We start from the raw sequence: 14,623 nt of genomic DNA, 5'->3' as shown, positions 1-14,623 counted from the left end.
GCCCTATTTTTTTATGTTAAGAAGCATAACTATGTGTTTTTTATTCTATTAATTTCTTTTTATTATTTTCTTTCACTAACTTGTGAACATTAACTAAAAACAAACTACTATGAGAAAAGGGGCATGTATTATTCTCATTGGATTTTTATTTCCATTATGTATTCATGGGCAAATCTTAAACACTCCTCACAATCTTCCTCGCTCAGGAGACCGATTAATAAAGTGTCAGATAGCCACCATTCCTCCCAGTAAAAGTGGAATTCAACAAATTTGGAATTTTGCGGATATTAAGTATCAAGAGGCAAATTATGAATTAAAATATGAAGTTCAAGGTAGTGATACTATTATTGGTATTGAACATCGTACGATGTACTATTATCGAAATTCTGGTGATTCTCTTTTTTGTATGGGATTTGAAAATCCAACGACCTTTATAAGCTATCAACAACCAGAATTATTATTTGTTTATCCAATGTTTCAAGGACGAACTATCAGTAAATATTTTGAAGGTAAAGGTAATTATTGCAATCACTTTAATATACACTTATGTGGAAAAGTTATAGTGAAAGCCGATGCTTCTGGTATATTAATATTGCCTGGAGGAGATACAATACAAAATGTATTACGTACTTACAGTCATAAATATGTCCATCAAAAGATGACTTCTCAAAAAGAGAAAAATAACGATTTATCTTTAGAGGCTTTTCCTTTTTCTCTTAATAAAGATAGTATTGATTATTTATTAGCGAATGACTCCATTCATTTAGAAATAGAAACATGGCATTGGTATGCCGTTGGAAGCCGGTATCCTCTATTTGAAACAGTAAAAAGTACTGTATGTAAACTAGGGACTTCTCATGAACATTTTAGTACTTCCTTTGCCTATTTACCTCATGAACAAAATTATGACTTACCGTATGATTCGGAGAATGAAGAATGTAAAAATATGAATGAGAAGCAAAATAGGAAAATGCAAAATTCATTAAACAGACATGATGCTCGCAGTGAAATAATAAATTATAATTTATATATTAATAAAGAAGGAAATATAAAGATTAAATATGAATTGAAACAGAATAACGACATATCATTATTTCTATATGATTTAGAAGGACGACAGCTATTTGCCAAATCACCTGTATCCCAATTATCTGGATATTATCATGAAACTATACAAATAGATAAACAATCAAGAGGAAAATATTTATTAATAATTATTGTTGGAGATAAAAAGTATGTTGAGAAAATTGTAAAATTTTAAATTTAGAATATTATGGAACGTTTATTTAATACATTAATTTTATTAACATTATCGATATATTGTTACTCTCAAATAGAAATATCTACCCCTAAAATAATTCCAACATCACCTAATGCAGCTTCTCTAGGTATTTTTGGGGATATTCCTGTGGGTTATTATACAGGCATCCCAAATATCTTTATACCATTATATAAGATTGAACTGGATGGGATGGAGATTCCTATCAGTTTAAATTATCATGCTTCAGGTGTTAAAGTTGCACAGGATGCGAGCTGGGTAGGAATGGGATGGGCTTTGAATGCTGGTGGCTGCATTACGAAAAACATACAGGGCTGGGATGATTTTGAATTAACCCCCACAGGATATTTTTACAGGAATGCATTACCTGAAAATCCAGGTTCGCCTTTTGTCTCTGCAAACAACAGCCAAATATTGGAATTTATAGATATATTAAAGATCGTGTAGATGCTTGCCCCGATATATACTCATTCAATTTTTGCTCGTATTCTGGCACATGCTTTTTTCCTCGCAGAATAGATAATCCAGGTCAACTCAATATTCCTCAAGCATTAGTAAGGAATTTACAACAATATTTACATGTAGAAAAACGAAGGAATAATATCGTTATCACAGATGGTAATGGATTCAAATTTTATTTTGGTACTCAAGAGATTACGAAGACATATTCCACCTCTACAAATAGTAGATATAATCGATATTTAGACTATGTGAATAATAAAAAAAACATACCAGTTAAAGGGTTACAAAATGAAGTTACTACAGCATGGCTATTAGACTCTATCGTTTCTTCTAAGCATAATAAAATATCCTTTTTATATAAGGAAGAATATGTGTCAACACCTGTGTTTTTATCAGAATCAACTGATGAAATGATTAATTTATTATATATAACAGGTAATCCCTATATAGAAAACTTATCATCTAACAGTAGTTATACATATTCCACTATAAAGCAAAAAATACTATCACAAATAAATTATAAGAATTTATCAATCGACTTTCAAACAACAGAACGATATGATATTGAACCTGTAAATTCTGCATACAAGCCGCAAAAATTATCGTATATTATAATAAAGAGTAGTAATGATGTTATCAAAAAAATTGGGTTTGATTATTCATACATAGGAGCTATTAACAATTATAATAATTGTCGATTATTTCTTAGTAGTGTTTATGAACTTCCCAATGAGCAGAAATCTGATCGAAAATATATGTTCTCATATATAACCCCAGAAAAATTACCTGCAAAAACAACAACATTAATTGACTATTGGGGATTTGCAAAAGATCCACTCACCCCACTATGTTACTGCTGGTCTACTATTTATCAAGAAGGGGATCGATCAAAATCAAGAACTTTAATACCTCCTACTATAATACGTTCAGATAATTCCACTAAATATTATTATGGACAAGATAGAACTCCGAATAGCTCTATGCTGATGTGTGGAACCTTACAATCTATTAAATACCCCACCGATGGAAAAACCATTTTTACATATGAGCCCCATGAATATGATAATGCTTTTCATGTTGATACAGAAACCGAACAAACTAGTAATTTATCATTTGATGACGTATATATGCATAGTTCTTCAAGCATCGATACACAGGATAACTTTATAAATGGAGAACTCAGCGGAAACCCTTTCACTTTAGATTCGGAAAAAACTATTTATCTAAGATTGAAGATAGACTATATGTTGAATGAAACCCCTTTAGATTTGCTTTATCATGGATATGAAGTACGTATTCAAAAGAAACAAGGAAATAGTTATTCTACAGTATATGTTATTTTTTATCCAGACGCTCATGAGGGTCCAATTATGCCACAATGGAAAGATTGGCATTACACATTAACGGCTGGTACATATAAATTATCTATCAATCGAAATTTTTCGTTTTCTTCACTTCCTAATACGGAATATCAAGCACAAGGAGAAGTTAAACTTTCTATATATACTGGTTCTCCTGTGATGTGCAATACAGGAGCTGGTATTAGAATTAAGGAAATTCTAAATGAATCTGAAGGGCTACAAACTCAGAAACGTAAATTTATTTACAAAAATGGCCTATTAATGTCTGAGCCTAGATTTCATTATATATGGAATGTTTCACATTTTGAAATGAATGATGATGGAATTCATCAGTATCAAGCACAATATATACATGGAACATCTTCCTCCTTAATACCATATAGTAATTCAGCTTCTGGAGCTCCTGTAGGCTATGGATGTGTTAGTGAGGAATTATGGGACACTACATTTAAAGGAGCAACATCTTACTATTTTAACAATGAAGCGGATGAAATAAATCCTGAATATCTCAGTATTATTCCAAATATTCCTCTGCTTTCTCATACAAATAATGGGCTCTTGACAGCTAAATACTACATAGATAATTCTAAAAGAATCCTCAGACAAGAAGAGTATACATATTCAAATGTAGAATTAAGAGCAATTACGGGTTTAAAAATGTTTGCCCCTCCAATGGAAAATCAGCATTTTGGTCTATACTATTACAACATACCTTCTGAATGGTGGAAACTTGATAGTCAAACTGTGACAGAATATTATGGGAATAAAAAACATTCTAAAACAACTGATTATCTTTATAACAATGTGAATTATCTTCCTAGTTGTATTCAGAAAAGAAATAGCGACGGACGTTTATCAATACATAATATAACTTATGCAAACTCTTCTTCAATAGGAATTTTAGGAAAAATGCAGACTGCCCATATGTTCAATATTCCTATAGAAGAAACAGAAAGTATAAATACTTCTATTGTAAGTCGTAAAATACACACATATAAAGAAGAACAAAATAGGATACTACTCCAAGACTTGTCTGTTGCCAAAGGAAATACAACTCCTCAACTTCGTATTAAATATCTAAATTATGATTGTTATGGGAATATAGCTTACTATATCAAAGATAACATTGAGCATGTTGTCTATCTATGGGGGTATAATGGACAATATCCTATAGCTAAAATTGAAAATGCTACATATTCTGCTGTACAAACAGCTCTAAGTGGGGTTACTCCAGATGCATTAGCAAAACAGCCACATCCCAATATGGACCAGGTTAATGCTCTGCGAACTGCTCTACCAAAAGCACTAATTCACACATATACATATCGTCCTCATGTTGGTATAATAGCAGAAACTGATTCAAAAAATGTGACTATTCATTACGAATATGATTCTATGAATAGATTGAAATATATTCGTGATATGTATGGCAACATTCTTAAATCTTTTGATTATCAATACAAACATTAAAAAATGATATAATGAAAAATAATATATATACATTCTTAATACTGCTTACACTTCCCACAATTGCTATGTCCCAACAAATAGTAGCAAGTTATCCATTTACCATTGAGTGTTATGGGGATTTTTATTCCGATCCATATAATATTCAAGGGCATCAAAGCATCGAATATATTATCACCCTAGCTCGTAAGATGAAACTTACCGTAGAGCATTGTGCAACTGATAATTATGCTTATACGGAACTTAAATCTTATATTAATGGCCAACATAATATAATATCGACGACCTGTAACGGGTTACCAGGATTAAAGAAATTTTCTTCAACATTAGAGCCGGGAACTTACACCTTTACATCTTCCGGAGCAGCTAATGCTGATGATGCCATACTAGATATAACTTTTTACACAGATAAACCTGACGCTTCTATCAATGGAAAAAAATCACCTATTGACATCGGGACACTAGAACAAGGGAATATTAAACAATATAGTATGGATAGTTATACTTATACGAATTCATATGTTGGAGTGAGTAATGAAATGGGAGGAGATATTTACTATCGTTTTTCATTGTTAGAACAAATGAAAGTCTCTGTTAATAACACAGCAGACAGTAATATTACCACGCATTTTTTAAATTCTTCTTTTGAATTAATTTATGAAAGTATTGCTTCTACTAGTTGTGCCGTTTTACCAGCAGGTACTTATTACGTAGTAGTAGAATATACAGCAGGATATGATGGGATTATACAAACTATTATATCAACTATGAATTCAGACATTCCAACGTATGATGATTCTAATCAGGTAACTTTCCCAATATCTGACACTCAAAGAAATATAGTCCGTACTGCTACGCTACTTATTCCAACAGCCGGTCAGAATACTGTAAACTTAACTATGGAAAACTCCATACTTGAATATCTATATATTGACGAATTAGGACGTTCATCTGAAGTAATTCAAAAAGAATACAATCCAGATTTTGCAGATATAGTAACATTAACTCAATATGATGCATTAGGGCGCAAGGAAAAAGAGTGGGTTCCTATTTGCATGCCTTCTAATAGTGGCAAATATGTCTCTCCTAACATTATTGAATCTCAACAGACCGACAATGCAGCATACAATAGGATTATTTATGAAGATTCCCCCCTCCATCGTATTATTAAACAAATAGGTAGTGGAGATGCATGGCATTCTGTACAAAAAGGAATCAGTACTATATATTCCACTAACTCAGACAAGGATGTTAAATTATATTACGTAAACAACAGTGGTAAACTTATTCAATCAGAATACTACGCAACAGGTGAACTTTCTGATATGACAATAACAGATGAAGATGGGGTATCCAATACCATTTTCACTGATAAATTTGATAGAAAAGTATTAGAACGTCAAGGTAATAATGATACCTACTTTGTGTATGATGATTATAATAACCTTTCATTTGTACTTCAACCTATGTATCAAGAAAATGCTGATCTCTCATTATATGCTTTTCAATATAAATATAATAATCGTAATTTATGTATAGAGAAAAAACTTCCTGGGGCTAATCCTATTAGATATGTATACGACCAAGCTGATAGGCTTGTTTTTATGCAAAATGGCAATCAAGGCAGTAATCAATGGACATTTATATTCTATGATGCTTTAGGCAGAGAGGTTATCCGAGGCCTTTGTATTGCCAACTCTCTTCCTGATATATCTACTCATAGTATGATAACGGAATTTTCGACATCGGCAGCAGGCTTATTTCAAACAGGATATATTTGCCCTGAGATAGTGAAAAACGGGATAAATTACACTAAATTATTAACTACCAGTTACTATGATAATTATAATTTTTTGAATCTTTCCTGCTTAGCAACTCACAAAAGCTCATTATCTTATGGATTTGAAAATGGTACACACCCTACAGACTATGCTCAACAATATATTGCTTCTCCTGAAAATCTTTCTGCTAAAGGATTATTAACCGGAACTGGAACCGGATTAATGGAGGAAAATATTGTGCTATTTGCTTCTTTATACTATGATGATAAAGATCAAATAGTACAAAGCCGTTCTATGAACCACTTAGGTAAATATGAAAAGAATTTCTTCAGCTATTCATTTAGTGGTAAAGTCCTCAAACATCTACATATTCACACTGCAAATGAGAAAGAGATGCAAACAGAATTATATACTTATGTTTATGATCATGCAGAACGCCTGCAAGAAGTAAGACACAAGTTAAATGGGAATAGTGAAGTAAAGCTTGCTATCAATACCTATGATAAGTTAGGGAGATTGAAAACAAAAACGCATCATGGCACTTCAGGACATAAGCTGACTTATGAATATAATATACGTAATTGGTTGACCCAAATCAACGGAACACTTTTCGAACAAAATCTTTATTATAACACAGGGAATGGAAGTCAATGTTATAATGGCAATATTGGAAGTATGACTTGGAAGAGTGGGGAAGACGGCATACGTGGTTATAAGTTTACTTATGATAATATGAGTCGTATGAGAAATGCTATTTATGGCGAAGGAACAAGTATCACTCCTCCTACAGGAAAAAACTTCTCAGAGAATGTGATCGGTTATGATTATAATGGAAACATTACCGGTCTACAAAGATATGGTAAGGTGAGTGGAAGTACTTATGGAAAGATTGATGATTTGTCCTTAACGTATGTGGGCAATCAACTTAATAATGTGACCGATGCCGCAACAGATCCTCTTTATAATGGTGCATTTAACTTCGTTGATGGCAATAAAACTTCTATTCAGGAGTACAAATATGATGCTAATGGTAATTTAGAACAAGATTATAATAAGAAAATAGCTAAGATTCAATATAATAGTTTAAATTTGCCAAGTACACTACAATTTGCAAATGCTAATAGCACGAATTACTTATATGACGCTGATGGTATGAAACGACGAGTAATCCATAAAACAGCTATTGCCAATATTTCCGTACCAATGGGACAGATAAAGGAATTGGCAAATAGTCAGATTTCCCAGACTAATACTACTGACTATTGTAGTAATGTGATCTATGAAAATGGAGTTCTAAGTATGATTCTCACTGAAGAAGGTTATGTGACGTTAAATGGAGATATTCCTATTTATCATTATTACCTGAAAGATCATCAAGGTAATAATCGCATAGTCATGAACCAAAATGGGACAACGGTTGAACAAGTTAATCATTATTATCCGTTTGGTGGCTTGTTTGAAGAGGGGCTAGCTACAAGTGATCAGAATTATAAGTATAATAGTAAGGAGTTGGATCGAATGCATGGATTAGATTGGTATGATTATGAAGCAAGACATTACGATACGGCATTAGGAAGGTTTACGGTGATGGATCCATTAGCAGAGAAATATTATTGGATTAGTTCTTATACATATTGTCTGAATAACCCTACAAACCTCATTGATCCGGATGGTAGAGACTGGTATCGTGTTAAAGATGAGAATAATGAATGGACATACCTATGGAGTACTGAAATTCATTCACAAAAAGAATTGGATAAAACGATAAAAGGAGCAGAATATTTAGGACTAACATACAAGTCTGATAATACATATTATAGTTTATTTGGTCAAACAGAAGACGCAAACACAAAGGAGGGTAAAGCTATGAGTAAATTGGACGCTTCGATAATTAACTATGTTGATTTTCTAAAAGAGAGTATAATTGATTCTGAAATAAAACAAAGACAAACAGATTTTGACATTGGGGCATACGCAAGAACATCCGTTCTTGGTTTAACAGAAGATACCTATTTTAGTTTTGAATATGGAGCACAGGGAAATACTGGTATAGCCTATTATTATATGATAGGTAGAGGGCAACAGAATAAGGGAACTTTTGAAAGCTGGACAACAACAAATAGATTCACTTATAATTCAAATAGAGGAACTGGTAGTATGAAATCCGGATATAATTTAAGATTTCCGAGAAGTGGCGGATCAAGCAATAACTGGAGTGCACGAGTCGTCTTTACTACTAAAGAAGCAAAAAATAACACCTATTCTATATTCAAAAAACTATTTTTTTATGAAAACAAATAACTTTTTTTGTATATACATTGTATTATGTCCATTCTTTATTTTTTTCACCAACGAGATAGATAAAGAATTATCATCCCCCTTTTATTCTAAAGATGGAAAATTTGAAATTGACAATAAAGATACAATCTCTGCACGCTTCCCCTTTTTAGCAGACATATTAGACTTCTATTATGTCTATTACTTGGCAATGCCTGATAGCCTTGATGAATTGGAGGAGTTTATTGATAGTATGCATGTTGCATATCCAGAAGAATTATATTATTATGGCATACTAAAAAAACAAACTCTTGTAACTCTGAAAGAAAATAAAGCACATCTATTTTTTAGAGAAAATGAGTGTGAATTTCAACTATGGATGCAAGAAAAGGATAGCACTATATTATTGTATAATGTGGGTAAGAAGTGTTGTGATTTGGATTGTTTCCCACATCCGGAGGAGAAATTTGCAATAATAAATCAGTTAGTTAATTCTACACCAAAAGCATTTAATGCAAAAAATAAATTTATTATAATGAAAACACAACTCTCTAATGTTCTTTTAAATGAGATAATGACCATTTCTCAAGAATATAAGATGGATAAAGATAAAGCTATTTTAATTGACTATATAAGGAATGATGGGCTCTTTAATTATTGCAATAAAGAAAGAATCGATAACAATGAATCTTATTTCAAAGAAATAGAAATCATGTTGAAGAAATTCTGTGAAGAGAATGGCATATATAGATTGGCATTTTATACATACTGCCCTCATAGCAGCGTTTTTGAGAATCAGTGATACAAAAGTATATACAAGACAAAATGAAATAACTGATTGTATGAAGAAAATATATTTTCTATTATCTTTGAAAAGAATAAGCTGCATCTCAGCGAAACCTTTTCATGCAAGCATAAACAGAAAAGAAGTTCATGTCTTCGTACCCCTGTATTCAGAGAAATAAAAATTAAACAGTTCTTTGTTTTCTTTTAAAAAAAGGTTTCCTTTGCAATAAATAATATTTTTAAGTTCTCATTAGTACTAACCCCGTTTCATCGTTCATTAAACCGCAAATGAGCCGTCAATTATGAATTTAATGGGAAGAAGCCGAGCTTAAATTATTCTTGATACAGGATATAATAACGATAAAAAAACAAAATGAAAGAAGAATTAGAAAGGAGAGAGTACTGTAAGACAACTTCTTTAACAAAAAGTCTTATTGCTTTTGTAGTTTGCTTAGTATGTTTTGTTTGTTTCCTTTTCTGGAGCCCTTCACGAGAATTGGCGAAAGAGGATGTGAAGATTGTGTTAAAAGAAGACTGTCAGAAATGGGTATACGTATGGTCCGGTGAGAGTGGAAAACTTGAAGAAACCAACGAAACATTAACAGCCGGTACAAGCCTGAAAGGCATTGCCGAAGATGGACGCTGGACGTGGATTGTGGAAGATGAAAACGGCAACCGCTTCGGTGTGCCTAAGTTATCAGTCGAAGGTGAAGTGGAAGGACTGCGAGCGATGAATCCCGATTTCCGTTATGTCTATCGAGCTGATTCATTGAATGGTTTCTCGTTAGAACGCATACGCAAAGAAGCCGGAGACTATCTGATGGCTGATGTATCAACACGTTCTTACTATTTTCCGCAAGTGGTACTGGCCAAGGGCGAAGGAAGAACAAAGGGAGTGCTGCTCACGGTGGATGAAGAGGGACTTGTGGTACATACGGAACGCACCTCGGAGTTGAAGTATAATTTATACACCAGTGCACCTTTCTTCTATTATATCATCAGTTGGAATCTTGTCACCAGTTTCCAACCCTTTACAGTAGATGCTAATAGCCAACCGCTCCATCATAAATCTTTAGGCAGTAAATTCGGAACATGGTTCAAGGGAATTTTCTCCTCCATTTTCTGGTTTCTTATAAAACTGGTACTCTTCTTATTGATATTGGGCGGGCTGACACTCATAGTGTATGGAGCCGCAAGCCTCCTGTTCGTTGCACTGGGGCGCACGCCAGGAGTGAAAAATTCGTTTATCGCCAAATTGGAATATGTATATATGTTCCCTTGGATGTACATCTTGTTGCTTTCCTGCCTCTACTTATTCAATTCTCTTTGGATTATCCTTCTGCCGGGAGGCTTATTGCTGCTGCTATGGATGTGCGCAGCTGTAGAGAAACTTTCTATCCGTGACGCCCGTTGCTCGTCATGTGCAGCGCTGAATAAATTGAATGTAGTTGAAATTACTTATTTGACAGGTGTGGATGTAGAGCCTATATGGGGAACGAGTTGGATAAAAAACACAATTATTGATGTGGAGAAAGCGCGCAGACGGGAACACCAGTTGGTGGAAATAGATACAGAGTGTGCCGTCTGCCATCACCATACACACGAGGATCGTAAGGCCGATACGACGGGCGACTGGAAACCCATTGAAGAATTTGCATGTCCTCAGTGTGGCCAACATACTCTAAAAGCTACTTCGCTGGTAAAAGAGTCGAATGTAAAACGCCATGAGTATACTTCACGGAAAAAAGGAAAAATCAAGGAAAAGGGTTTTGATTTTGTTGAATGGGAAACGCGCTATGAAAGCAAGGATACAGTATCAAGTCACGAGTATTGGACAGGTACAATTACTTATCATCAGGAAGTGAAATGTGAGCATTGTGAGTATCATTATGAAAGAGATCATATAGAGAAAGTAGACGATAGCCCTACCAAAACCAGTACAGTGGAGGAAGTACACAAGTGGAAACGTGTTGATAACTAACTATACTTTTTAGCCGACTTTGTCTACATCCTACACTTTTAAGTATATTTTATTGAATATCAAATAAATATATGACATATTTCAGGGTGTAGGCAGACGATTTTATTCGTCTGCCTACACCTTGAAATATGTCAAAAGTCCTCCAACTATTCCGTAACCACCTTATTATCAACGCGTACATATACCTTGTGCGAACCTTGTCCAATTACATTCAAATACCCCTTTTCTACGAGCAAATTGAGGTCATTCAGCGCTTTATTCTTCAAAAGTCCCGTAATTCCACTGTAATCATGGCGGGTAATGAAAGGATGTGTCTCCAGAAAAGCCAGTAAACGGCGATAACGTTCCGCACCGCTAAGTTCGGCACTTTTCCGAAAACCGTATTTGGCACGCTCCACATAGCCTGCGCAGCATTTCCGGAAATCGGGGGATACACGCAAATGTACTTTTCCAAAGAAAATGGTTTGCGAGTGAATCTCTTTAGGATCCATCACCGGGCGTAAAGCTGGACATACCGGCTATATCCTGAACCAGACGCTCCATCTTAATCGTACCCTTGTTTACAATACGCGGATACAAAGGTTGTACTGCGTCGTCGCCTTTCGGATTTGGACGCCTTTGAAAATCATATTCTGCTGCCATAATGCTATGTTATTAAGTTACTAAATCATCATTTGCCTTATTCCTTTTCCTCTTTTGCCTGAAGGAAAATCTCATTAAGCCATAGGCAAAACTTCGTTTTCCAATTGCGGGCTATATATCCTGCAATCGCAGGCTGCACAGCCCCCAGTTGAAAACCATCCGGCACACAACTGCAGGACGAAGTTTTGCTATTGACAAAGATACAAAAACAATAAGGGAAAGTCAAGTTTTCAACCGACTATATTTCAATTTTTCTTATTATTTTAGACGATTAGAACAGGGAAATAATATTCCAATAAAAGCCCTATTATATTTGATTAAAACGCATTTTATGTGTACCTTGCAGCCTCTTAGAAAAAGCTACTTATGAATAAATTATTTTTTAAATAGAAACGTAAATGAAAATAACTCTAATCAGAGAAGAAAAAGAGAGTGGTAAAGAAACCGTCAGCACCTGCGAAGCAGACGCATTATTGGAAAAAATAAAAACAGAAACCAAAGCGGCACACGTCACGGCACTACGGACTATGCTACTATATACCACCCCTGATGCCCGTGGCCACTACGAGCACATCGACAAGTTGCCACGCATCTATCCGTCTATTGAATACGGAAGAAGCCGCGACGGCAGCAGGAAGATGAAGCACTACAATGGGGTAGTGATGCTCGAAGTGAACGACCTGGCCGGATTGCCTGAAGTGGAGCTGGTGAAAGAACAGGCAAGGTTGTTGCCGCAAACCTGGGCGGCAATAACCGGAAGCAGCGGGCGGAGCGTAAAGATATGGGTAAAATTCGTGCTTCCTGACGGAAGTCTCCCTGTAAAAGAGGAGAACATCACTCTTTTTCATGCCTGTGCTTATCGTATGGCTGTGCAGTGCTACCAACCTATATTACCGTTTCCAATAACCCTGAAAGAACCCAGTCCCACACAAAGTTGCCGCATGACGCTGGATGTCACTCCGTATTTCAATCCCGATGCCATACCTTTCTGCCAAGAGCAGCCGTTCAGTATGCCCGGAGAACAGACCTTCCACCAACGGAAATTAATGGAAAAGAACCCGTTGCCAAGGCTGAAGCCGGGGTTTGAAACATCCGAAACCTTCACCATACTGTTTGAAACAGCCCTTGGCAGAGCATTGGATGAAATGGAGAACTGGAAGCGGGGAGATGCATTGCATACACTACTGGTGTGTCTGACCGAACATTGTTTCAAGGCAGGGATACCGGAAGAAGAAACCGTGCGTCAGGTTATGATACACTATTACAGGCAAGCTGACGAACAAATTGTCAGGACCACCATCCATAATTTGTATCGGGAATGCAAGGGCTTCGGCAAGAAGTCTGCACTAACACCGGAACAGGAAATTTCCCTCCGGTTGGAAGAATTCATGGAGCGCAGGTATGAATTTCGCTTCAATACCGTCAGTAACGACCTGGAATTTCGCCAAAAAGACTCCATTCACTTCTATTTCCAGCCCGTTGACCAACGGGCACGGAACAGCATATCAATGGATGCCCTACAGGAAGGCATCAAAGTGTGGGACAGAGACGTGAACCGCTATCTGGCATCCAACCGCGTACCGTTATACAATCCCGTGGAAGATTATCTGTGCAGTGTAGGACGTTGGGACGGCAAAGACCGCATTCATGCGCTCGCTGACCTCGTACCCTGTAATAATCCGCATTGGCGGCAACTTTTCTACCGCTGGTTCCTGAACATGGTGGCTCACTGGCGCGGATTAAATAAACAATATGCCAACAGTACGTCGCCGCTCCTGGTCGGTTCGCAAGGTTTTCGGAAATCAACCTACTGCCGGATAATTCTTCCACCCGAACTTCGTTTCGGCTATACAGATAGTCTGGATTTCGGGAGTAAACGGGATGCGGAAATGTATCTGGGTCGTTTTATGCTGATTAATATTGATGAGTTTGACCAGGTCAGCATAAATCAGCAGGGTTTTCTGAAACACTTGTTGCAGAAGCCTGTTGCCAATCTGCGCAAACCTTATGGGAGCAGCATTCAGGAAATACGACGCTATGCTTCATTCATCGGTACCAGCAACCAAAAAGACTTGCTAACCGATCCGAGTGGTAGCCGCCGTTTCATCTGCATTGAAGTAACGGCACCCATCAACACAAGTGTCACCATCAACTACCGCCAGCTCTATGCACAGGCAATGGATGCTATCACAAAAGGGGAACGTTACTGGTTTGATGATACAGATGAAGCTGTTTTGAAGGAGTCTAACCGGGAATTTGAACAAATTAGCCCGTTAGAGCAACTATTCCATTGTTATTTTCGTTCACCGGAAGAAGGTGAAATGGGAGAGTGGATGACCTCCATGGAAATCATCGAATACCTGCAAGGAAAATCAAAAACTATTTCATTGTCCAACAGTTGTATAAGTACATTTGGACGCATCCTTAAGAAAAATCAGATAGAGTCCAAACGGACCAAAAGAGGAATGCAATACGAAGTTATAATGTTGAATAAATAAAAAAATAGCGGTGTAGGGAAGCATTTTGCCTACACCGCTATTCATATTCTTTCTATGATATAATCAACAGATAATTAGATGATTAAAAG

At 35.9% G+C, this 14,623-nt stretch carries 7 protein-coding genes and 1 pseudogene; 7 read left to right on the top strand and 1 reads right to left on the bottom strand.

Annotated features, from left to right (window positions below):
• Positions 1–109: 109 nt before the first annotated feature.
• From VYM24_RS17945 to VYM24_RS17920, 6 genes are all read left to right on the top strand, one after another.
• Positions 110–1,261 (top strand): T9SS type A sorting domain-containing protein, encoded by a 1,152-nt coding sequence (locus tag VYM24_RS17945; protein WP_330940551.1) that lies wholly within the window; start codon positions 110–112, stop codon positions 1,259–1,261.
• Between the two features lie 12 nt (positions 1,262–1,273).
• Positions 1,274–1,726, top strand: a complete 453-nt coding sequence (locus VYM24_RS17940; protein WP_330940550.1) for a hypothetical protein — start codon at positions 1,274–1,276, stop codon at positions 1,724–1,726.
• A gap of 263 nt (positions 1,727–1,989) precedes the next feature.
• Entirely contained in the window at positions 1,990–4,572 is a 2,583-nt protein-coding gene (locus VYM24_RS17935; RefSeq protein ID WP_330940549.1) for a hypothetical protein, read from the top strand.
• Positions 4,573–4,583: 11 nt separating this feature from the next.
• Entirely contained in the window at positions 4,584–8,651 is a 4,068-nt protein-coding gene (locus tag VYM24_RS17930; RefSeq protein WP_330940548.1) for a DUF6443 domain-containing protein, read from the top strand.
• Positions 8,638–9,429 (top strand): hypothetical protein, encoded by a 792-nt coding sequence (locus tag VYM24_RS17925; protein WP_330940547.1) that lies wholly within the window; start codon positions 8,638–8,640, stop codon positions 9,427–9,429. The genes VYM24_RS17930 and VYM24_RS17925 overlap by 14 nt, the downstream gene beginning before the upstream one ends.
• A gap of 357 nt (positions 9,430–9,786) precedes the next feature.
• The gene (locus tag VYM24_RS17920; protein WP_330940546.1) at positions 9,787–11,394 is read left to right on the top strand and encodes a hypothetical protein; all 1,608 of its coding nucleotides are present in this window, start codon (positions 9,787–9,789) and stop codon (positions 11,392–11,394) included.
• A gap of 146 nt (positions 11,395–11,540) precedes the next feature.
• Here VYM24_RS17920 and VYM24_RS17915 read toward each other — a convergent pair.
• Positions 11,541–12,036 (bottom strand): annotated as a pseudogene (locus VYM24_RS17915) (HU family DNA-binding protein).
• 398 nt (positions 12,037–12,434) lie between these two features.
• Between VYM24_RS17915 and VYM24_RS17910 the strand changes: the two are divergent.
• Complete coding sequence (locus VYM24_RS17910; RefSeq protein ID WP_330940545.1) at positions 12,435–14,534, top strand: BT4734/BF3469 family protein; 2,100 nt, start codon at positions 12,435–12,437, stop codon at positions 14,532–14,534.
• The last annotated feature ends 89 nt before the right edge of the window (positions 14,535–14,623 follow it).

The organism is Bacteroides sp. MSB163, assembly GCF_036416795.1.
GTDB classification, from domain to species: Bacteria; Bacteroidota; Bacteroidia; order Bacteroidales; family Bacteroidaceae; genus Bacteroides; species Bacteroides maternus.
The sequence above is the reverse complement of the archived record's forward strand: the minus strand, read 5'-3'. Positions and strand labels throughout refer to the sequence as shown.